Source organism: Sunxiuqinia sp. A32, assembly GCF_052690465.1.
Genome location: NZ_JBQYLI010000008.1, coordinates 19322 through 40880, shown reverse-complemented (window position 1 = coordinate 40880; position 21559 = coordinate 19322). Strand labels below are relative to the sequence as shown.

Here is a 21559-nt window from a genome sequence, read left to right as displayed (position 1 = left end):
ATTTTTCAGCCTCAAAAATTAACAAGTTTTATCCATATTACAAGTACTATTACTCAAAATCTTTTTAAAAATGAAAAAGACAATAGAGGTGAAAAAACTTTATTCGATTATTAAGTTACTAATTATTTCTGGGTTACTAATCGGAGTTTCTTCGTGTCAGTCAGGGAAAAATGAAAAGAAACTCATTGTGAATAAGAGTTACAAAAAACCGATTAAGGAAAGTTTTGAATTGATCAAAACGTATATGTATACCTCATTTTCTCCGGGGGCATCAATTTCTATTTCGCACAACAACCAATTAGTGTGGTCTCAAGGCTTTGGCTACGCCAGCAAAGAGCTAAAAGTTCCAGTGAATAGAGAAACAAAGTTTCGAATTGGAAATACCTCCCAAATGTTCACGGCTTTCACCATTGCAAAACTGCAGGAACAAGGAAAAATTGACTTAAAAGGTTCATTTTATGATTACATCAAGGATTATCCCCGTAAACAGTGGGATTTCAGCCCTTATCTTTTAGGAGTGAATTCAGCTGGTTTTTATGACAATGCAACGGATCAATTGATAAAAAACGAAGAAGTAAAATCGCTTAAGGACTATATAAGTTATTTTGAGAATGATTCATTAGTGTACAAACCAAACTCCTATTTTCAAAAATCTGATTATAGCTTTGGACTACTGGGAATGCTTGCGGAACAAGTAACTGGTACATACTATCAAAAATTGGTGCAGGAAATTATACTGGATACACTTCAGCTAAAATCAACAACTATAGACAATCCATTTTTAATTATCGAGAACAGAAGCGATTGTTACTCGCAGGATTACATTGCTCGTCTGGTTAATGCTCCTAAAACTGATTTAAGGTGTATAGCCCCCTCCATCGGATTCTTATCGACATCTGACGATTTAAATAAAGCAGGACAAACAATACTTGAGCCAGGATTCTTCAATGAGGAAAGCCTTAGTTTGTTTTTCACTCCGAATCGATTAAGTACTAACATAAAAACAAATCGTGGATTTGGATGGTGGGTAACTGCTGATGAGTATGACCGAAAAATATATATTCAGCTAGGTTCTGTTTCTGGCGGAAGTTCAATTTTAATGGTTTATCCGGAACAAAAGTTGGTGCTTAGTATGTGTACAAACTTAAAAAATGAAGAAATTGAATCAACTATCAATAAAATTGCACGTGTTTTCCTCAATCAGATTGACCCTCAGGAAACTGAGGAACCTGAAACTAATCAAGTAGAAGAAAATATAAAATAAATAGCATTTAAAGGCAGGAGTTTATCATTTGAGCTCCTGCTTTTTAAATTATACCGAGTAATTTTATTGTCACCATTATCAATGCCAGAATTAATACATATCGAACATACCTGGCACCACCCTTCACTGTAAAATTCACTCCCAACCATGCGCCAAGCATATTTCCAGCTGCAAGCAGTAAGCCGCAGATCCAGTCCACCTGATCGTTATAAATAAAGATTGCCAGAGCAAATATGGTGTAAAAAAGAACTATTAATATTTTTATCGCATTTGCTTTCACCAAATCAAATCCACAGCCCATAACAAGTCCGGCAAGGAGCAAGAATCCTACTCCCATTTGAATAAAACCACCGTAAAATCCGATAAAAAAGAAAAGAATGTATTGCAAGACCGTTGGTTTTGCCTGGACTTTCCCTGCTTGGTCTTTTACCCATGCTTCTTGCTTTAATACTACGATCAGCAACATTACAACCATTAAACCACCAATAATCTTCCTTAAAAGGTGCTCATCAATCTCAACGGCAATAAAAGCACCAAAAATACTTCCAACAATTGCAGGAACGGTCAGCCGGTAATCAGTTTTAAGGTTTAGAATTTTCTTTTGCCTGAAAGTATTTGCACCGACTATATTTTGTAGCAGAATGGCTACCCTGTTGGTTCCGTTTGCCACATTTGCCGGCAAGCCCAAAAACATCAATAATGGAAGTGAAAGCATGGAACCACCTCCTGCTACTGTGTTAATAAAACCGGCAACCAGTCCAACACCGATAAGTGCTAAATAGAAATACCATTCCATAATTTTTGCATTAAACAAGAAAAGGCATCTTACAAGATGCCTTTTCTCTATATTTTAGAGACAGGTTTTACCATGCAAATAACGGCAAATCTTCCATCAATTCATTTACTTTTCCGCGAACCTTGCTAATTACAGCTTCGTTCTCCACATTTGCAAGTACTTCGTCAATCAAGTCAACAATAACTGGCATTTGATCTTCTTTTAAACCACGAGTAGTAATGGCAGGAGTACCAACTCTTAAACCTGAAGTTGTAAACGGTGAACGACTATCAAATGGAACCATGTTCTTATTAATCGTAATATCAGCCTGAACTAGAGTATTCTCAGCAACTTTACCAGTCAACTCAGGGAATTTAGTGCGAAGGTCAATTAACATACTATGATTATCAGTACCGCCTGAAATAACCTTATAACCTTTATCTACAAAAGCCTGAGCCATTACAGCCGCATTCTTTTGCACCTGTGCCTGATATGTTTTGTATGATGGATCCAACGCTTCACCAAATGCAATCGCTTTTGATGCAATCACATGCTCAAGTGGTCCACCTTGTTGTCCCGGGAATACAGCAAAATCCAATACTGCTGACATCATCTTAGTTACACCTTTAGGAGTTTTAAATCCAAATGGATTCTCAAAATCTTCACCCATTAAGATAATACCACCACGAGGTCCGCGAAGTGTTTTATGAGTAGTTGAAGTAACGATGTGTGCATATTTAACTGGATTTTCAAGCAATCCTGCAGCAATTAAACCTGCGGGGTGAGCCATATCAACCATAAACATTGCACCAACTTTATCAGCGATGGCACGCATTCTTGCATAATCCCATTCGCGTGAATAAGCAGAAGCACCACCAATAATTAGTTTTGGTTTGTGTTCCAATGCCAATGCTTCCATCTCATCATAATCAACCAGTCCGGTATCTTCTGATACGTGATAGGCAATTGGCTGATATAAAATCCCAGATGAATTTACAGGAGAGCCATGAGACAAGTGGCCACCGTGAGAAAGATCCAAGCCTAGAAATTTATCACCAGGGTTTAAAATTACACTCAAAACAGCTGCATTTGCCTGCGCTCCCGAATGTGGTTGCACATTTGCATAAGCGGCACCAAACAGCTCTTTGATGCGATCGATAGCCAATTGCTCAGTCATATCAACAAACTGACAACCTCCATAATACCTTTTACCCGGATAGCCTTCAGCGTATTTGTTGGTCATTACAGAACCCATTGCTTGCATTACTTGCTCGCTAACAAAGTTTTCAGAAGCAATTAGCTCAATGCCACTCAACTGGCGCTTGCGTTCTTTTTCGATAATGTCGAATACAAGTTGATCTCTCTTCATCTTGAAATTTTTATTTTTAAAATCAAAGCACAAATGTACAATTTTTTAAAGGTGTTAAAAAGCAGTTTTTATTAGAAAAAACTGATATTTTTGAACAAGCTTTAAACAAGCACCTTTAAACTAATTAAATTGAGTATGAGATTACAAGATAAACCACTGTTACTTTCGGCGACTATTATTCTGAGCATAATCGGTAGTATTCTTGCTATTGCCAGTTATAGTATAGGGACTATTTTCTATGCTAAAACCAGCGAATTCATTATAAGTATTACCAATATCAAGAGCATGAATAACGTCAGCAGATTTTATTTTCTGCTTTTTGTATTACTTTATGCAGTCTCATTGTATGGGGTAATTTTAATATCAAAATGGAAAAGGTCGGGTCTTTTCGTTTACTCATTTTCACAAATCATTATTCTATTTCTACCAGCTATCTGGATAAATAGCAATGCATTTTCAGCAACAAATGCAATATTCACAATCCTTTTCCTATTTATATATTGGTCTTATTATGGGAGAATGAAAATAACGAAAGGATAATTTTACTTACAAATAAAATTTAACCTGATCTTCTGTAGGACATTCAGGGGCACCATTCAGATCTTTAAGAGCACACCCAGTTGTGCAACTTCCGCATTTTCCGTCTGTAGCCTTCTTTTTATTAATTGGTAAAGCTTGATAAATCTTATATCCGGCGGCTGTAAAAGCTCCTAAAACAATAATATATGTAAGAATTTCCTGGATCATATAAATAGAATGGATAACTTATATTATTTGTTCATCAGAAAAACTGGCTACTCACCGTTAAAGTTAAAAATGCAAGTACCCATGCCAATGCTGTTGTATAAAGCATAGCAAATAAGGCCCAAAATAGTTTACCTGATTCATTCTTAATGGTCGCAATTACTCCAATACAAGGGAAATAAATCAATACAAAAACCAAAAAGGCCAAAGCCACTGGAATTGAAATAACCTGTTTACCTTTGTCATTCCCTTGAAGATATGTCTCTTGCTTTAATTTATGAGCGAGTCCTGCCCCACTATCATCATTATCAACCTGGTATAAAACGCCCATAGTACTAACAATAATTTCCTTTGCAGGAAGCCCGGCAAGTAAACTCACACTCATTTTCCAATCAAACCCAAGTGGTTTCATTACTGGTGCTATAAAATCACCAATACGCCCCAAATAGGAATTTTGAAGTCTTACCGACTCTTTTTCTAATTCAAGTTGTTTTATCTTCGAATCCTGATCTGCCGAATTATTCGCCTGAAGAATTTCAATTTGATCGGATAATTGTTTCGAATGTTCAGATTCTCTTGGGAAATATCCCAATGCCCAGATAATGATTACACCAATTAAAATCACGCCTCCAATTTTCTTCAAATATTGATAGGTTTTGTCCCACATGTGAACCATAATATTTTTTAACGTTGGGACCCGATAAGGAGGCAATTCCATTACAAATGGAGTTTCCTTATTTCGAAAAATAGTCTTATTGAAAATCTGAGCAGTTATAAATGCCAGGAAAATTCCAGCAAAATAAATACCTGCCAACACTAAGCCCGGGTTGTCCGGAAAAAAGGCAGATATAAACAAAACATATACCGGCAATCTTGCACTGCAGGACATAAAAGGAATAATCAACATCGTAAGCAGACGGTCGCCAGGACTGCGAAGAGTCCGTGTAGCCATAATTGCAGGCACATTGCAACCAAAGCCCATTACCATTGGAATAAACGATCGACCATGCAATCCAAAAAAGTGCATCACCTTATCCATAATGAAAGCAGCCCTTGCCATGTAGCCGGAATCTTCCATCAGAGAGATAAAAAAGAACAGAATAAGAATGTTTGGTAAAAACACCAGAACACTCCCGGTGCCATCAATTATCCCATTCGTCAATAAGTCTCGTAACATTCCCGAAGGCATTATTCCCGCTACAAAACTACTTAACGAGGCAACAAGGTTTTCGATCCAAACCATTGGAAAATTTCCCAACTTAAACGTTGCATAAAATGCACCAAAAATGAGGATCATAAAAATAGGCATTCCTAAAAGTGGATGTGTCAAATATCGATCAATCCTCTCGGAATCAGACTTAGCTGGCTTTCTATTTTGCTTAAAAGTATCCTTCAATGCACCAGCAATAAAACCATACTTCGCATCTGTAATTATGGTCTCACTATCTTCGTTGTATAAACTTTCAATTCGTTGACATTCTTCGGTGGTAATTCGCTTTATTTCATCAAAATTGGCATATTTTGAAAGATTGAAGAAAGTCTCATTATCCTTTTCCAACAATTTAATTGCGAGAAAACGAGACGATATTTTATCAATAATCGGACGATTCTCTTTAATAATTGGACGCATCCGGGATATTGACTTCTCTATTTCCGCACCATAATTGATGTGAATATGTCTCATTATTGGATCACGATCTTCATATACATCAATCGACTTCTCCAATAATTCATCAATTCCTTTTCCCTTTGAGCTAACGGTTGGTATAATTGGAATCCCAATCATTTTCCCCAAGCGTTGGTAATCAAAATGATCCCTATTCTTAAGTAATTCATCGTACATATTCAAAGCACAAATCACTTTGATGTCCATGTCGATTAATTGAGTGGTTAAAAATAGGTTTCGCTCTAAGTTGGAAGAATCCACCACATTAATCACAATGTCTGGTGTCTCTTTCCAAATATATTTTCTAACGTAAATTTCTTCCGGCGAATAGGCCGTTAATGAATAGGTTCCGGGTAAATCGATCAGATTAAACCGATAGCCATTTTTTTTAAAACTGGCTTTCTTTGCATCGATCGTTACTCCACTATAATTTCCTACATGTTCTTTTGATCCAGATAAAAAATTAAATAAGGTTGTTTTACCACAATTGGGATTTCCTACCAAAGCAATGTTGATTTCCCTGCCTTTTTCAGTAGCCGAGCGCTTTAATATTTCCTGATCAATGACTCCTTCATAATTAGCATGAACCTTTGATTTCGCTTCATTTAATGATACAACCTCTATTAAAGTTGCCTCGGAACGTCGCAAAGTAATATTATAATCCAGAATTTTAAATTCAATCGGACCTTTGAATGGAGCATTTTTGACTACTTTCACCTCTTTACCCCTCACAAATCCCATTTCAGTAATCCTTTTTCTGAACGAACCGTGCCCAAGCACCTTGGTTATGATGACTGTTTCATTATTTCTTATTTCAGAAAGCCTCACACAAGATTTCTTTTATGCTAATTTGAATTAAATAAAAATAACGCAGCAAAGATATTTAAGTTTTTAAAAAAACTTCCAAAAAAACAGGAAAAGCCATCGAGGGTTTTATCATTCGTTTAACTTTGTAGAATTAACGATTTATGATGGATGAAAATAATTTAAAGAAAATTCAAAAGGCAATTGATTCGCTTCCTGACAATTTTAGCATTTTAGAAGAAAAAATAGATGTTGAACTTCAAATGGAATACTTTGATGCCGCCAAAGCAGTCAGAAGTGGAGATGTACCTGACAATATTATAGAAACTGCTTCAGAAATTCTTTCGAATAAAGATGCCAGTAAAGAAGAGAAGAAGGAATTGTTGGTTTGGCTTGCCGGGGTTGATGATGTTGAAGCATTTCGAACAATTGAAGCATTTCATAAGAAAGCACGGGGAAAGCTGCGTGCCTGGGCAGTATTAGCCTTACAGGAAAGTAGGATGCTATTACAAAGTTCCTTGCTTGACGAGCAGCAGGTATTTATTTCGACGGGACTGGGAGGCAAAGATCAGAAAATTAGATATTTTGCTGCAGTCATGAAGAATGATCTCAGTGAAGAGTTTTCAGAATCTCAGCAGAATATTGTTAAAGGTGAGTTGGCTTTCTATTTAAAAAAATGTGATGGGGAACTGGAAGAAGTAAACTTTGAAAATGGATTTGCCCTCTGCTTATTTCTGTTTCCATTAAAACAAAATCTACACGATGTTTTAAGTTCATTTATTAAAGAATGCAATCAGTATGGTGGATTTTTAAATGATGATATAATCATTACCAACGTAAAAGCTTTAACAGCAGAAGAAATTACCTCATTTATAGAAAATCACAAGAAAGATCAGGATGAAGAAGAATAAAATAAATGTAGCTCTACAAGTTTTACCACAAGCTGAAGGTAGAAATAGTTACGAACTGGTAGATTTTGCCATTGAAGAAATAATCGCCTCCGGATTACCCTACAAAGTGTGCCCATTTGAAACCGTTATTGAAGGAGAATTTAATGAAATTATGGCTTTAATAAAGAAAGTTCATGAAAAATTAGAAAAAAATGGCACAGAAAAATTAATGACTTACATTAAGATTCAAACTGTATTTCAGGCAGATGTAACAATTGCCGACAAAATGGAGAAATACGGATAAGAAAAAAATCACATTTTACTTGATCATTATATCTGAAAAGTATTATATTTGCAGCGCTTTAAAGCAATCACGGACCTGTAGCTTAATTGGATAGAGCACCTGACTACGGATCAGGAGGTTAGGGGTTCGAGTCCCTTCAGGTTCACTCAGTAAATCAAAGAGTTACAAAGATTCAAAATTTGTAGCTCTTTTTTATTTGATACACAACTTGAAACACTAATGTATAAAAAAAGGGTGCCTTAACACCCTTTTTTAAATATTAATATAGATTCTATTTTCTTTTAAAAGGCAGAACGATCTGAGGTAAATTCATTTTCGACATTGCACTTTGTAATTCCTGTCTAAAATACGGCCACAACGTAATGCTGACAGTATTATCCGTCAATATCTTTACAAATTCAACACTCACTTCATCTTTAAATTCTAAATCAATATCAAAATCCACTCTATATCTAACACTAACGCGAATGACCTCTTTCCCACTATCTTTATTTTTTGCAACGAAAGTAAAAAGCATATATATCATCAATTTACTATCCTTAAATTCATGTTTTGAAGTCTCTCTAATATTAAGTCCAATATTCTCCTTAATAGATTCTTCAGAATATTTTGCCTTTAATTCCACAAGAGTTATTTCGTCCAATTCAACTTTTGTAAGAATTTTACGATATTCTTGAGGTGTCATTTTATATTTACTCATAATTATGCCGCTATATCACTAAATTCCAATTCATTTCCCATTTCCTCATTCCAGCCAGAACTTATTTTAGATTTAATATTTTTGAGACCAATATTTAACCAAAACTCTTTGAATTGCTCCTTTACACTACAGTCATGAGCAACAATCATGTTTGTCATTTCTTGAAGTTTTGGAACTAGGATATCCGTAACTGAGCTTAAAGCACTCCCCTCATGCAAAAGTTTATTTACATACTGATTTAAAGAAAGATTATTTCTCTTAGCCTGAAGAGCCAAGTTTGTATGAGTTGCTGGATCCGTTCGTACGTTAAATACCCCACTCAATAACTCACTTTGCTCTTTACTTGGTTCAGGAACTTTTAATCCTTCCTCACACAGTGTTTCGATAAAAAAATCTTTTTCTACTTGATAATTCTTAATAGCCTCTTCTACACTGTCTCCCTGTCCAAAACAAGAGTATCTGCCAAGTTCTTCAGAGAAACAAACAAAAAAAGTTTCCCCTTCAAAACTCTGCTTTTCAATTATCATCTTGTAATCAAGACCTTTATAATACTCTAGGTTTTTCATCTTTTATATCTTTTTATTTGTATGACTTTATTTATATGTTTTAGTATTTCAGGAAAATTTCTTTTATAAACCATTCTTTTTGACTTACCCTTATGAATGACATGAACACTAAAAATACCATGGGTATATCCTGGAACATTTACTAAATCCATAGACCTAAATTTCATCAATGATCCACCTTTATTCAGTTTCGGATCAAAAACAATATCCAATAAGCTACACAACTTGACAATATCATTAAATTCCAATTCGTTACCTTGAAATTTTTTTATTTTTATTATCAAATGTTCAATCTCTTCAAGTGTCGGCTCTTCAGGTATTTTTACGCCAAAAATCTTCATTTTGATACCAAATATAATACCATTTTAAACAAATGGACAAATTTATAATGTTAACATTTTAAAACAAAACAACTAACAATCTAATAATGTGCACATTACACTAATATTTAAAAAGTCAATTTAATAACAATAATTTTACAAACAATCAAAGAATTATGATATCTGTTAGGTTATTCTAAAAACTGATAAATATTTTATTTACCCTTCATTAAAAACTCGATAGATTTTCTATTTTCCGATATCCTTAGATTTAACATCTCGCTTGATGCAAAACAAAATGTAATACTATCAGATCTATCATTAATTGAATAATAAAGTATTTTATCAATATATATATGGTAAATAATTCCACCATCCCCAACAAATGCAATATTTTCCATGTTTTTCATATTTTGGGTGACTTTGAGAATTGAAAATAAAACTAATCTTAGTTAATTTTCAATATGTAAGTTTACGAAATTCTAAACGTTTTTCAAACTATTTATAATCTATTGGTTCCGTTTAATAAAATTCGTTTTTATTATCAGATATATTGATCAAAAGGAAACCCCGCGAGCGCAGGGTCTATCAAGTGATAGTCTCCGCCACCCCTGACCAGAGACTCCTGTCAAACTTTGTAAAGTAAAGTTATGTGAAATATATCTAAAAGTCAATGCTGGATTGATTCCCTTTTTTATAGCTCTGCAAATTCTGCATTTCCCCTTTTTTATGGACTCCAAAAATTCAACAGATCATAGTAACGATACCATTCTCATCAGGTTTCCCATAATCCGGATGAGAAGTCATTAAGAAGTGTGATATAAATTGATCATTCAGCTCCCCTACTCCATGGAATACAACTTCCCGGACATAATCAAATAGGATCCGTTTATCTTTCTTGGATATGAAACCTATTGTGTAATTCTGATATTTTGATTAAATCACCCTCCATGCCTTTCAATTAATTTATTTATTGAGGAGAGCTGATCTAGTCTTAATTTATCGTAGTAAATCCTGTTCCCAATTTTAACTGGAATGATATCTTTGTCACTTCGCCACATAGCGATGTTCTTCTTACCATATCGTCTTTCTGCCTGATTCTGAGTGAAGTGTTTTGGGCTAAGGCCTAGTTCATCTATAACTTGCCGAGCTCCCATTTTGGCTGCGGTCAAAAGCATTTGCCTTAGTGTGTGTTCAGATAATTCCATATTGCAGTTATTTATAATGTTTCAAGACCTGTTTGTACTTCTCATTGACCTGGTCCTTAAAACCCTTGTAAACGTTGTAATAATTTCGCACAGATTCAATCGCATGTGAAACGCTGCAGTTGGCTATTCCAAACCTTGAAGCTATTATCGGCCTAATCCCTCGCTTTAATAGCTTGGTCCATCCTCCAAATGAGTCGGGATCATACAATAACAAAACTACGGCAATAAACTGATATCTTGTTTCAACATCAACTTTACTATCGAAGTAATTTTTATGAATATCCGGAATCAGGGAAATATCTTCCAGCTTTGGTTCAGCTGTGAGTTTATTCGCCAACTCCGGATATAAGGTTGCGACTTTGAGTCCTAAAATTTTGAGATTAACCTTCATTCTTCATCTCTTTCAGGGAATCTTTCAGGGCTTTCAACACATATATATCGTCTGGGCTTAGGAAAGAGCATAGAAGGTTTTCATCTTGAGTATCGATAAGTTTTGCCCCTAGTTGTGATAATGAATAGAATATTTCATTTATAGACTCAATGTATTGATTGAAATCATACAGAGTCAGCAAAGAAACCATACCTTTAAGATCAATAGGATCTTGTTTGTCGATGACTAATTGTCCATCATTGGTAAGTTGACAGGATATGTCTCTCCCGTTGCTTTTTATAATTACTTTTTCCATGGTTCTATTCGTTAAAAAGGTTAAGGATTTCATTAAGCTTGTATAAATGATGTTCTTCCGGGAGCATAAAGTTAACATGACTGTCAAGTAACTCCGAGTGGTCAATTGCCAAATACGATATTGTTCGACCTATGCCGGTAATCGTATGGCTCAATGTCCTGATTACTTCATTTTTGCTGAAATTAAAAAGAAAATCATCCAGAGCCTTTATATTGATACTGTCATTACCATGTCCCAGACCTATCAATTTCCCATTCTCAATTTTGATTGTTCCATCGCTGATTTTTTCAGTGGCTGTTTTTACTTTAGATTTTTCCATGATTAAAAAAATTTAGTTGATATTAATTTGTTTATCTGACTATTCTAAGGTGTGTTGATTGAGGTGTTAATCCCTTTGGCAGGATCATATTTCTTTCTTTGTGAATGACCTTCAACCTGTGGTTTTTAACTACCATGGCAGATTGATTATTTGTTCTCTCCCAACGATCAATCTGTTCACTCATGCGAATAGCTGCATCCAACCTTTTTTGAGCTTGCTCGTGGGCATGTTTACTCTGTTCCCAGATTCCAGCTATTAACTCGTTGATGGTTTCTTTTTTTGTTGCTTCCATGATTTATTCGGTTATTACTTGAGGTTAATCGGTGTAATTTTTAGGTTTCCCAAATTGAAGCTGCTTTCTCATCGTTTTAAAATTCATTTTCAAAACTTCTGAGAGTGGAAATTTGTAGTGTTTCCCAGGTTCATTTATCGGATAAATAAAGCCGTCATTCATCCGTCTTAAAACCGTGTCACGGCTTATACCATGGATATCGGCTACGGTATTCACACCAACCAACCTGTCCTCGAACCTTCCAAGAATGGCTTGTTCTGATATATCCCTTAGGGCCTCTTTCAAATCCTCACTGTCTACTTGATAAATTATTCCTTTCATAGCTAAATTTTTAAAATTAATACGTGATATTTAAATGTATTTCACTCAAGACAAACATACATCTTAATATCACACAAATCAAATTTTTGATGACTTATTTTTAACATCAAAATGAATATTTATAAACATATGTGATATTTTAATATCAAATTGATTACCTTTGAAATAAAAAAGATGAAACTCCGAATTAAAGAGCTATGTTCTAAGAAGAATACTTCCGTTCAAGGCTTAGCTAAAAAGCTAAATATTACGCGTGAAACCCTTTCCAGACAAATAAGTGGGAATCCAACGTTAGAAACACTTTCAAAGATTGCTGATGCACTTGAGGTTGAAATCTCTGAATTGTTCACTGATCGCAAAATAACCGGTTCTGTCCGCATTGGAGATGAAATGCACGCCATTGATTCTATTGAGGACATTGAAGAACTTTTAAAAGAATTAAAGGGCAGGTAAACACCCGCCCTTTTGCCAATCAATCTATCTACCAGATTAATAAAAAGAGCAGACTTTAACATCTGCCCCGGTTCCATGACCTGAATGGTTTATCTACTGTTGTGAGGCAAAATTATAACTGTCTCACCTCTAAATTTTTCTAAAAATTCATCATGAGTTACACCATGCTTGCTTTCATGGTATTCATTCACGTAGTATTTCCCGTCTTTCTCAATCAGAACAACTCCTTCTCTAATTACTTCCCCGTCAATTACTGAGATCTTACCGGCTGCCAGATCTTTTAAAAGCTGGATCTTTTCTTCTTTACTTAAATTCTCGATTCTTTTCATTGTATTGATTTTAGGTTTTTACAATCCCATATCCCTCCCCGTTTGTGATGGTGAAGTATTACTATTAATAGATTTTAATTCTGTCACGGCATTTTGAAGCTCTACAACTGAGCTTTCTACACCTTCAGCTGTCCTGTGGGTATTCGCTTCAATAGCTGCCATGTGAGCCACTGCATCAGCTGTATAGTCTCGAATTTGCCTGGTATCATCAGAAGATTTACGAAGAATCCCGGCAAGTTCTCCACCTGTTTCTTCTGTCAGGTCCCTACGAATCGAGCCAACTAATCCAGATTGACTTAATTGACTAGATTGATCCAAGGAAAATTCACCAAGCCCATCATTGAACTTCGCCCAATAATCGTTCGCGATAGTTATACCTTGCTTAAATTGATCGATGAGACCTCCGGATCCGTATAAGTCACCTTCAAGAGATCCATCACTCATGGCTTTTTTGAAGTTTTCGGTAAATCCTGATAAGAATTGATCCTGAAGTATAACCTTCAATGCTTCATATCCTGCCGAAGATAAAAACAACTTGAACTTATCAGTCCACTGTCCAAGTCCACTTTCTGACAGTTTCAGTCCCTCTTCAATCCCGTCAACTATCGTATTTGCAATGTCATTTGAATCAAAACCTAAATCAGCACCATGTAATTCACTTAAATCTGCAGCTGTTTGAATAAGCTTATTGACAGATTCATTGAACTCATTTTCATCAAAAGAAGGGAAAGCAAAAGCGTTTGATAAGGGATAGTTGCTGTAACCAATATACCCAGTTAGTTCAAGGAACTTATCTCCAAGTAAATCCAAATTCTTTAATGCTTCATTTAATTCCTGGGCTCCCCACGCATTCCCATAGACTGTATCCATTATCTTTTTAAAAGATACCCCAGTCCGTTCTCCTTCAACAAGGATAAAATGAATGTATTTTTCGAACTCATTTTTATTTAGCTCCAACTCTTCTTTCAAAGTGGTAAGATCTCTTTGTCTACCTTCACTCATTGAAATTAGACCAGCATCAACCAATAGTTTAATTTGTTCTCTTAGGATGTCGTTAAGTTCAAGTGCTTTCTCATTTACTCTTTGTTGGGCCTCTGCAAGCGATTCTGTTGATTCGGACATACCTGAGAAAAGTGATCCAAGAATTCCTATTCCAGATGCTATAGCTCCTACCAAATTTCCAGAAGAGAGATTTGCTGCTAGATTGGCAGCATTGTAAGCTAAATCAGCCATCTTACCAACAGACTCACCTAAATCACTATCGATCTCGGAAATGGCATAACTTAAAGCTCCTAGAATTTCTGATGTATCACTGAAAATATCATGAGCTGCCTCTGACAATACTTCTTGCATGGTTAGCCGATCATTTTGCTCTTTAATTGCATCAGCCTGTTCTTGTGCTACCTGCCGACGTTGCTTATCAATCTTCAGGATTTTGTCAGATTCAATACGAACGTCCTCGATCTCATTAGATTCCAATTGAGGATTAATCGCTGTTAGTTCTTCAGGAGCATCAACTTTTTTTATCTCCCGGATCTTTTCATAATAATCCCGGATCTCATTCCGAATTACCTCCATTTCAGAAAGGATATTGACATCATCAACTACAGTCCCGGCTCCTAATTCACTTTGTAGATTCTCATACTCCTTGATCATATCTTTCAGGGTGCGAACTTTCTCTTCAGCTGTTTCTCTTTTTTTATCATTTGCCTTATCAGCTTCCTTGAAAACTTCACCGTAGAGCTTTAACAATTCTTCTTCGGCTTGCTTGGTAATCTGTAGTTGGTTATTGTATAATCCTAGTTCAGCCTGCTTTGTCCTGCCGGGGGTAAATGCAGATCCTAATCCTAAACCAGCATTTAATGATTCTACATTTCTTCTGAACCATCCAGGCTGTTGATCTTCTAATCCGGTTATTGTAGGATTTAACTCATCAATCCGTTTTGACCTTAGTTCATTTATCTTACCAATAATAGCACTTAGTTTGGCATCCTTATCTGTTAAACTTGAGATGCTGTTAACCACACCATCAACGATCTTTTGCGCTCCCGGATCAATAATATCTGCTTGCTTGTCAGTGAGGAGTATATCAAGCAAATTTGCAACCTCCGTAGATGCTTCTTTCAGGTAAACTCCAAATTCTCTTAATTGCCTATTCCATTTATTATGGACAACTGCCCACTTATTGTCAGCCTCTTCCATCATTCGACCATAGGCAGTCTCCATAGCTCCTAATGCAGTAGCGTTGGCTTCCATATCTTCAGCAGCTCCCTTTGCATTTTTACCAGTGATAGCTAAAGCAGCATTTACACCTTCAACACGGCCCAATAATTCTTTGAGCTTATTCTGAGAGCCACCAGCCATATCAACTACTGATTGAAGTCCTTCCTGATAGGTCATAGTCTTTTGCCAGCCATCACCTAAAGCTTCATTCATTCCAATAATGGAAGATCTGATCTGAGTGATCGCTTCGCTTGTTGATGTACCTTGTTTGGTCAGGGTTTGAATAGCTGCAAAAATCTCATTATAGGAGATGTCATTTGCTGCTGCCAGCGGTGCTACCTGTGCAATATTTGAAGCCAATTCCCCAAAGGTAGTTTTACCACGCTCAACGGTTTTAAACATCACATCAGCCACCTTTGTAGCCTCAGTAGCTTCCAGCTTCCATGCATTAATGATTGATGTTAAACCATCCGCGGCTGTTGTAGTATCTGTTAATCCGGCTGTTGCTGCTTTAGTGGCAATATCCAGTAATTTTAATCCCTGCTCCCCATCGTAACCTGCAGATACTATCTGGTAATAAGCCTTAGCCAATTTGATAGCATCATCCGGTCCGTTTGCTGCAAGATCAACGATCTTCTTGGAAATACCCTCAATATCATCCTGAACAGCTACTGAGATAGTCTGCACTTCCCTCATGGCCATTCCAAACGCTGTCTCAAAATCGTAAGCTTCCTGAGCTATCTGTTTGAACTTGAAAGCTGCAACCATAACTCCACCGGCAACTCCCATTTTAGCTGCAGATCCTAATATCCCGGTACTCATGTTGCCGAAAGCAGTACCAACTCCTGCAGTCCTTCGCATGGTGTTCTTTGCCCATTGATCTACAGTCATATTTGACCTCCGGATCCCTGCCAGAAGTTTACTATCATCGTAAGTTGATTCGAAATGTATTGATGACATATCTATTTTCCTCCTTTTGTTTTGTTATTGTCTTATAGCTAACATTGTGTTTATTAAAAAGCTAATTATCTGTTTATTAAACAATTGCAAAATCATTTTCATTCAAATTTTATCTTATTGTTTAATTTTCAGAATATTTCTTTTGTATCAAGAACTACTATAACCCTACTAATCAGCCCCTTGATTATCCTATAATCTTTTGTATCAAAATCGTCAATTGCTCTTCAGAAAGGTTGTCAATTTCAAGATTAAGATCTGTTTGTTTAAGTCGTGGAAGTACAAAGTCAGCCAGTTTAATCATATAGCTCAACCTGTCCTTTGGCTCCAGTTTTGTTAAAATATTTTTCAGTTTTGTAGGTGTCATCTCTTTACTCAAAACCCCTGAAATAACATCCCTGAGGTTTTCGGTTGCTTTATTCTTAGATCCTTTTGGCCTCCCTCCCGGATTTCCGGATTCACCTTTCTTGAATTTTGACATTGCTCCTGTTTTTTGTCTGTTGTTTACAGAGATTTACTTTCTGGGTCCTCTCCTGGCCCCAAGTTGATCACATTAAAAGGAGCAACCCCTTCAAAAAGATTCGCTCGTTTCTTCTTGACGTTATTCATGATTATATCCTCACAAGCTTGAATATAACCTCTCAGAGGATCATAAATCACAATCAATTTTTCACATTGAGTGTTATTTCTTCGAGCCGATATTTGTCTAACAATGCTTTCAAACCAATCTTCAGCGTTTTCAATCACCAAAGTATCCTCATCAATTTCTTTTGGAGAAATGATTCCTCGCTGAAAACATTTTAAGAGATTCCTCTTTTCATTTGCGTTTAATTCTGATACTTTTTTCATGGCTACACCTTTCCCTTAATTCTATATTCCTAAATCGATTGCCCCAGGAGCACCTTTTAATCCCTCCCCGTTCATGATCTTTTTATAATCCTCAGTTGTCAGTTCATCTTTACTGAATTCCGAAGGAGTAACGGACATATCGGAATCGAAATAATTAATAGTTTGATCCAGATCCATTCCCGTATCTCTACATTCTGAAAGTCTTCTCCTTATTTCTGTGAGTTGTATTGGCACTAATGATTTCATGATAATTTGTATTAAAGTTTATTTTAAAAAGCCACTTGGATCGGGTTGTAATCGAGTGTACTTCCCGGATGTTTCAATTTTAAACCAGCTAAAATAATTCGGGTCAAAATGCTCGTTTAAGCTCTCGATACCCATCTTTTCAGCTAATACTTCCAGTCTGTTGTATGATTCACTCAGCTTTTGAAGTTCTTCCCAGAATTCCTTTTGCTCAGCTAATTCCAGCGTTACAGTATATTGCTGATTTATCCGGTCTTTATATGATTTATTTAGAACCGGTTTTTGTCCATGTAAGTCAATATCCCCAATCCAAATGTGACATTTTCTTAAGCTAGCTGTAATTTCGATATGGATGTTATGATACATTTGATTGTCTATAGCAATAGCTTCATTAAGAAAGGCCTTTTTTAATTTCTCGGACTTTATTTTCATTTTCGATATGTCCTCTCTAGCTCCCTTTATAAGCTCAGTTTTTATGTATTCTGGACCATCTTTGATGAATCCTTCAAGATGCTCAATGTTCGGATCAATACCCTCTTCCTTTAACACTTTGCAAAATCGCTCAATTGGTTTAAGAGAAAGCTTTGAGTTCTTTAGAATTTCCTCAATTTTTTGTTCGTTAATGTAAATTTTTTCCATTTTTGATATTTTAGAAATTAATAATTTGTTCAACTATTTTCGTATTGTATTTAATGAAGTAAGGTTTGCCCTTCCAGCTTTTTATCCGTTCTTCATTCCCTTTAAGCCAATCCTGAAAGCCTTGAGGCAGCTCTTTAACCGGATCCAGCTCGACCTTTTCTCCTTTTAGATGTTTTCGGAAATCTTCTCTTTTCATCAGTACCGGTGTGGCATGACATAAACATTGAGGGTGCCAGCCGGGGAATTGAAAATCTTTTGGATATATTCCTGCAGCTTGATCACAGATATCATAAACCGGGTGTTGAGCTGATAAGCCTACCTCTATTCCCTTGATAAAGTCAAGTTTCTGCCAACGTTCATGATCTGCCAACCTGAAAGCTTGATTCACTTCTTCTCTTGAAAGTCGGATAGCATTTTTATACGCTGATCGATAGACTCCCTGTCCCGGGTTATAATTCTTTGCGGCCTGACTCAGTACTAGTGAGCCTTTTTTATTTCTTACCCTACGAAATAATGATTCCGGATTATTGAGGTACTGCCTTAAATCTCTACTGATCGTTGCAGCTGAGGATCCTTCTTCAATTCCTACAGCTAATTGTGATTCAATTAACGGAAGGACCTGCTTTTCCTGAATTCTCCAAACTCTTTCAGACAACTCAAGTCCTTTAATCTTTCGTTTTCTGAATACCTCCAAAGCCTCAACATTCCGGGGAGATTTTCCAAGCATCTTTATAATTGAAGCATCTATTTTAATTGTTGTTTGTGGATCGATTTCTGAAGGGAGAACACGATTGAAGTATTTATAGAGTTTCCCCGCTGATACAGCTACACCTGCAGCCATTAAAGCATCCAGTACTATCTTATCATTCTTTTCCTCAGTGGCTTCCCATATAGCTGTAATTTGCCTTTCAGTGGCATTAGTTATATTGGATGACATATCCTTCAGGATTGACAGGATCTCTTTTTTGAGCGCGTTATTTCCCCACCATATATCAAGACTGTTGATCTGCCGATACCTGGTCAAAACAAAGCTGATCTTATTGATAGCTTCGTTAAGCTGGGATTGCGTTAAATCGCCCGTTTGGAGCAAAATCGTTAAGAGCTTCTTTCTGAATTCCGATTCGTTCATTTTCTTCTTTTTTAATTGCTATTCTCCGAAATTCCCCCCGGTCCATCATTGATTCAATAATCATGAGCTCCCTAAGAGAGCACCGGTTGAATAATTTTCGAGTGATTTCAACTTTTTCAAATTCCATATTGTCTACTAATTTTCCCATGACCTGTATTTTAAAATGGTTCGTTACTTGCTTCAATTCGTTGATCAGGATCATATCCCGTCTCAGTCTGAGTAATCTCATATTTCTCCTCTGAAAACTGTGTCATTTCATCATTACAATAGATCATGAAGCTCCCACGTCTCCCACGTCTATTTTTTCCGACTATCAACTTGATTTCACTTTCAGGGATCAATTCACCTGATGTCATCTTTTTACCATTATATCCGGGTCTCCATGGGAATAGGATAACATCAGCATCCTGCTCAATGGCTCCAGACTCTCTTAAATGTGAAGGTTTAGGTTCAACATCATCAGCCTCCCTGTTAAGCTGAGAAAGGCAAATAACTGGAATATTCTCATTGAGGCTGATTTCCTTAAGCACCCTACTTATCTCGCTAACCTGTTGCTCCCTTATGGCCTTTTTGTCAGTGGGGGCTATTAACTGCAGGTAATCAATGACAACAAGGTCACACCTGCCAGCTTTTCTATTTTTTCTAATGATACCTTTAACTTGATTCACCGTCATCCCGGCTCTATCATTCCATATAATAGGGAGTTTTTCAATTTGTCCAATTGATGAGTTAATTTTTGTCCAGTCATCATTATTTAGGTAGCCATCACGGATCTTTGTTCTACTAACCCCTGATTCTCCTGAAATCATAGCTTTCTGAAGGTCCGTTTTTTTCATCTCGAACGAAAAGAAGTTGACCCATTTACTATTCAGTGCTGCTATTTTCGCACTAAACAAAGCCAGTGAAGTTTTCCCGATACCTGGACGAGCAGCGAGTATGATTAAGTTTGCAGATCTCCAGCCACCTATAAAATCATCTAGAGTTCTAAAACCTGTAGATATTCCGGGAGAATGGCCTTTTTGTTGCAAAGCGCAATCATTCTCAATTTCTTTGATGGTTTCAATTAACACTTTGTCCTGAAGGGATCCGGTGTCAATGGAGGACAAATTCTCAATTTGATCTATTTTATGTTTAATCTCTGAAATAAGATCATCGACATCAATAGTATCATCGTAGGCTTTTGAATTTGCATCTGTTGATAATCGGATAAGCTCTCGCTGCATGAATTTTTGCGCTATGATACGGGCATGGAATTCTATGTGTGATGCTGAAGCAACCCTACCGGTTAGTTTCGTGATATATAAAGGTCCACCTACTGCATCTAACTCACCAAGATCCTTAAGCTTTTGAGTCACCATCAACAAATCAATAGGGCTATTTTCATTTGTGAGTAGCTTGATTGAGTGATATATAATCCGGTGCTCATCTTTATAAAAAGATTCTTCGCAAATAATCCCATTAACCAACTCGAAAGCATCTCTCTCAAGCATTAAAGCTCCTAGAACGGCTTCCTCAACATCAACTGCCTGAGGAGGTAATTTCCCATATATTTGATTTAATTCGTGCATTTTCTCCAGTTTTCTAAAGTATCTGATTGAGTTTTATGATTTCCATTGATCTGCTTCTCATTAAAATAGCCCTCGAATTTTGGTCCAAATAAAGTTTCTGGCCTGAGGTATTGGTCATGTTCTTTGTTTAACCATTGGGAGCATTTATTATCAACTACCCTCTTGAAATCGTCAATTGAGTATCCTTCGTTAATCCTTGCCTGAATCAATGATTGTGTTTTTTTAGTTCTAGGCTTGAAGTTCTTCCCTGATTTACTATTCAGATATTCGACTATAATTTTAATATCATTCTTATTTCCATTATTATCATTATTGTTAGGGGGTATATTCGAGTACTCTTTCGGTGTAGTTTTCGGTACTGTTTCAGTTTCCTTTTCGGTTTCCTTCCTTTGAAATTTATCCCAGTTTTGTACTGTTAATAGGTGTTTCCTTCGGTTTCCCCTCCCTAGTATTTCACGCTTTATCATCTTCTCTTTTTCAAGTAGCTCAAAGAACTTAACTGTTGTCTTTTTAGAGCATGAAAACATGGCTGTCCACTGTTCTATAGATTTGAATGATTGCCCAGGCTTACATGTAAAAAGATCACATCCAACTGGAAATTTCTTCTCCTCATGATTGACATTCAACAGTATTGTGAGCCACCATTTTAAATGCCTCTCATCTTGCCAGATCCAGTGATCTTGAATTTCTCGATATATACTAATCCAACCTGTCATGCTGTTTTTGCATATCGCTTCTTTAATACTTTCCGGACATACCTTTCACATTCAGCATAACTGCCGGTAAACCGTAATATGTCGCCAAATGGTACTGGTTCAATAGGAGTTCTGATCGGGACAATGTTTAATTCACCAGTATCCCGAGACTCGATTACATCGTGAGTTTTTAAGCTTTTCATTGGTCATTATTTTAGTTTCCATAGTTGTTAGATAATTCCCATG

29 protein-coding genes and 1 tRNA gene are annotated in these 21559 nt (G+C 36.3%); 5 read left to right on the top strand and 25 right to left on the bottom strand.

All coding sequences use genetic code 11. The annotated features are described in order from the left end of the window. Positions 1 to 70: 70 nt before the first annotated feature. On the top strand, positions 71 to 1264 hold the full coding sequence (locus tag ACUNWD_RS10095; protein ID WP_445587681.1) for a serine hydrolase domain-containing protein: 1194 nt from the start codon (positions 71 to 73) through the stop codon (positions 1262 to 1264). Between the two features lie 43 nt (positions 1265 to 1307). Here ACUNWD_RS10095 and ACUNWD_RS10090 read toward each other — a convergent pair whose 3' ends face one another. The 4 genes from ACUNWD_RS10090 to feoB all read right to left on the bottom strand — a co-directional run bounded on the left by ACUNWD_RS10090 (position 1308) and on the right by feoB (position 6646). Continuing rightward, positions 1308 to 2060: a sulfite exporter TauE/SafE family protein gene (locus ACUNWD_RS10090; RefSeq protein ID WP_445587680.1), complete on the bottom strand. Its 753-nt coding sequence runs from the start codon at positions 2058 to 2060 to the stop codon at positions 1308 to 1310. A 67-nt stretch (positions 2061 to 2127) separates the two neighbouring features. Continuing rightward, a complete protein-coding gene (gene glyA / locus ACUNWD_RS10085; protein ID WP_445587679.1) occupies positions 2128 to 3408 on the bottom strand; it encodes a serine hydroxymethyltransferase in 1281 nt (426 codons plus the stop codon). Positions 3409 to 3954: 546 nt separating this feature from the next. After that, the gene (locus ACUNWD_RS10080; RefSeq protein ID WP_445587678.1) at positions 3955 to 4155 is read right to left on the bottom strand and encodes a FeoB-associated Cys-rich membrane protein; all 201 of its coding nucleotides are present in this window, start codon (positions 4153 to 4155) and stop codon (positions 3955 to 3957) included. Positions 4156 to 4189: 34 nt separating this feature from the next. After that, positions 4190 to 6646 carry a ferrous iron transport protein B gene (gene feoB / locus ACUNWD_RS10075; protein ID WP_445587677.1) on the bottom strand — a complete coding sequence of 819 codons (2457 nt, stop codon included), beginning with the start codon at positions 6644 to 6646 and terminating at the stop codon, positions 4190 to 4192. Positions 6647 to 6786: 140 nt separating this feature from the next. Between feoB and ACUNWD_RS10070 the strand changes: the two genes are divergently transcribed. From ACUNWD_RS10070 to ACUNWD_RS10060, 3 genes are all read left to right on the top strand, one after another. Then, the gene (locus ACUNWD_RS10070; RefSeq protein ID WP_445587676.1) at positions 6787 to 7533 is read left to right on the top strand and encodes a hypothetical protein; all 747 of its coding nucleotides are present in this window, start codon (positions 6787 to 6789) and stop codon (positions 7531 to 7533) included. Beyond that, positions 7520 to 7816 (top strand): thiamine-binding protein, encoded by a 297-nt coding sequence (locus ACUNWD_RS10065; protein ID WP_445587675.1) that lies wholly within the window; start codon positions 7520 to 7522, stop codon positions 7814 to 7816. The genes ACUNWD_RS10070 and ACUNWD_RS10065 overlap by 14 nt, the downstream gene beginning before the upstream one ends. A 71-nt stretch (positions 7817 to 7887) precedes the next feature. Further along, positions 7888 to 7961 (top strand) — tRNA-Arg (locus ACUNWD_RS10060). A 126-nt stretch (positions 7962 to 8087) separates the two neighbouring features. On the opposite strand, the gene ACUNWD_RS10055 is transcribed toward ACUNWD_RS10060, so the two are convergent. From ACUNWD_RS10055 to ACUNWD_RS10010, 10 genes are all read right to left on the bottom strand, one after another. Beyond that, positions 8088 to 8516, bottom strand: coding sequence for a hypothetical protein (locus ACUNWD_RS10055; RefSeq protein WP_445587674.1), 429 nt, complete (start codon positions 8514 to 8516; stop codon positions 8088 to 8090). A 2-nt stretch (positions 8517 to 8518) separates the two neighbouring features. Further along, positions 8519 to 9082, bottom strand: a complete 564-nt coding sequence (locus tag ACUNWD_RS10050) for a toxin-antitoxin system HicB family antitoxin (protein WP_445587673.1) — start codon at positions 9080 to 9082, stop codon at positions 8519 to 8521. Then, entirely contained in the window at positions 9079 to 9423 is a 345-nt protein-coding gene (locus ACUNWD_RS10045) for a hypothetical protein (protein ID WP_445587672.1), read from the bottom strand. Before ACUNWD_RS10045 ends, ACUNWD_RS10050 begins: the two co-directional genes overlap by 4 nt. A gap of 194 nt (positions 9424 to 9617) precedes the next feature. Continuing rightward, positions 9618 to 9803 (bottom strand): hypothetical protein, encoded by a 186-nt coding sequence (locus tag ACUNWD_RS10040; RefSeq protein WP_445587671.1) that lies wholly within the window; start codon positions 9801 to 9803, stop codon positions 9618 to 9620. 540 nt (positions 9804 to 10343) lie between these two features. Then, positions 10344 to 10559 carry a hypothetical protein gene (locus ACUNWD_RS10035; protein ID WP_445587670.1) on the bottom strand — a complete coding sequence of 72 codons (216 nt, stop codon included), beginning with the start codon at positions 10557 to 10559 and terminating at the stop codon, positions 10344 to 10346. A gap of 58 nt (positions 10560 to 10617) precedes the next feature. Then, positions 10618 to 11001: a hypothetical protein gene (locus ACUNWD_RS10030; protein WP_445587669.1), complete on the bottom strand. Its 384-nt coding sequence runs from the start codon at positions 10999 to 11001 to the stop codon at positions 10618 to 10620. Next, positions 10991 to 11296 carry a hypothetical protein gene (locus ACUNWD_RS10025; RefSeq protein ID WP_445587668.1) on the bottom strand — a complete coding sequence of 102 codons (306 nt, stop codon included), beginning with the start codon at positions 11294 to 11296 and terminating at the stop codon, positions 10991 to 10993. The genes ACUNWD_RS10030 and ACUNWD_RS10025 overlap by 11 nt, the downstream gene beginning before the upstream one ends. Positions 11297 to 11300: 4 nt before the next feature. Further along, positions 11301 to 11615, bottom strand: a complete 315-nt coding sequence (locus ACUNWD_RS10020; protein WP_445587667.1) for a hypothetical protein — start codon at positions 11613 to 11615, stop codon at positions 11301 to 11303. 31 nt (positions 11616 to 11646) lie between these two features. Next, positions 11647 to 11907 carry a hypothetical protein gene (locus ACUNWD_RS10015; RefSeq protein ID WP_445587666.1) on the bottom strand — a complete coding sequence of 87 codons (261 nt, stop codon included), beginning with the start codon at positions 11905 to 11907 and terminating at the stop codon, positions 11647 to 11649. Between the two features lie 24 nt (positions 11908 to 11931). Continuing rightward, positions 11932 to 12228 (bottom strand): hypothetical protein, encoded by a 297-nt coding sequence (locus ACUNWD_RS10010; RefSeq protein ID WP_445587665.1) that lies wholly within the window; start codon positions 12226 to 12228, stop codon positions 11932 to 11934. A gap of 174 nt (positions 12229 to 12402) precedes the next feature. Here ACUNWD_RS10010 and ACUNWD_RS10005 point away from each other — a divergent pair, with 174 nt between their 5' ends. Continuing rightward, positions 12403 to 12681, top strand: a complete 279-nt coding sequence (locus ACUNWD_RS10005; protein WP_445587664.1) for a helix-turn-helix transcriptional regulator — start codon at positions 12403 to 12405, stop codon at positions 12679 to 12681. Between the two features lie 89 nt (positions 12682 to 12770). On the opposite strand, the gene ACUNWD_RS10000 is transcribed toward ACUNWD_RS10005, so the two are convergent. The 11 genes from ACUNWD_RS10000 to ACUNWD_RS09950 form a co-directional block, all read right to left on the bottom strand. Further along, positions 12771 to 13010, bottom strand: a complete 240-nt coding sequence (locus tag ACUNWD_RS10000) for a hypothetical protein (RefSeq protein WP_445587663.1) — start codon at positions 13008 to 13010, stop codon at positions 12771 to 12773. Between the two features lie 18 nt (positions 13011 to 13028). After that, positions 13029 to 16193, bottom strand: a complete 3165-nt coding sequence (locus ACUNWD_RS09995; RefSeq protein WP_445587662.1) for a phage tail tape measure protein — start codon at positions 16191 to 16193, stop codon at positions 13029 to 13031. 184 nt (positions 16194 to 16377) lie between these two features. Then, the gene (locus tag ACUNWD_RS09990) at positions 16378 to 16671 is read right to left on the bottom strand and encodes a DUF5681 domain-containing protein (protein WP_445587661.1); all 294 of its coding nucleotides are present in this window, start codon (positions 16669 to 16671) and stop codon (positions 16378 to 16380) included. Positions 16672 to 16694: 23 nt separating this feature from the next. Next, the gene (locus ACUNWD_RS09985; protein WP_445587660.1) at positions 16695 to 17039 is read right to left on the bottom strand and encodes a hypothetical protein; all 345 of its coding nucleotides are present in this window, start codon (positions 17037 to 17039) and stop codon (positions 16695 to 16697) included. A gap of 21 nt (positions 17040 to 17060) precedes the next feature. After that, the gene (locus ACUNWD_RS09980) at positions 17061 to 17285 is read right to left on the bottom strand and encodes a hypothetical protein (RefSeq protein WP_445587659.1); all 225 of its coding nucleotides are present in this window, start codon (positions 17283 to 17285) and stop codon (positions 17061 to 17063) included. A gap of 18 nt (positions 17286 to 17303) precedes the next feature. Next, on the bottom strand, positions 17304 to 17921 hold the full coding sequence (locus tag ACUNWD_RS09975) for a hypothetical protein (protein ID WP_445587658.1): 618 nt from the start codon (positions 17919 to 17921) through the stop codon (positions 17304 to 17306). Positions 17922 to 17931: 10 nt separating this feature from the next. After that, the gene (locus ACUNWD_RS09970; RefSeq protein WP_445587657.1) at positions 17932 to 19050 is read right to left on the bottom strand and encodes a hypothetical protein; all 1119 of its coding nucleotides are present in this window, start codon (positions 19048 to 19050) and stop codon (positions 17932 to 17934) included. Continuing rightward, positions 18974 to 19198: a hypothetical protein gene (locus ACUNWD_RS09965; protein WP_445587656.1), complete on the bottom strand. Its 225-nt coding sequence runs from the start codon at positions 19196 to 19198 to the stop codon at positions 18974 to 18976. The genes ACUNWD_RS09970 and ACUNWD_RS09965 overlap by 77 nt, the downstream gene beginning before the upstream one ends. Before the next feature lie 10 nt (positions 19199 to 19208). Continuing rightward, positions 19209 to 20618: a replicative DNA helicase gene (locus ACUNWD_RS09960; RefSeq protein WP_445587655.1), complete on the bottom strand. Its 1410-nt coding sequence runs from the start codon at positions 20616 to 20618 to the stop codon at positions 19209 to 19211. Further along, entirely contained in the window at positions 20606 to 21334 is a 729-nt protein-coding gene (locus ACUNWD_RS09955) for a conserved phage C-terminal domain-containing protein (RefSeq protein ID WP_445587654.1), read from the bottom strand. The genes ACUNWD_RS09960 and ACUNWD_RS09955 overlap by 13 nt, the downstream gene beginning before the upstream one ends. Beyond that, positions 21331 to 21516 (bottom strand): hypothetical protein, encoded by a 186-nt coding sequence (locus tag ACUNWD_RS09950; RefSeq protein ID WP_445587653.1) that lies wholly within the window; start codon positions 21514 to 21516, stop codon positions 21331 to 21333. Before ACUNWD_RS09950 ends, ACUNWD_RS09955 begins: the two co-directional genes overlap by 4 nt. Between the last annotated feature and the right edge of the window lie 43 nt (positions 21517 to 21559).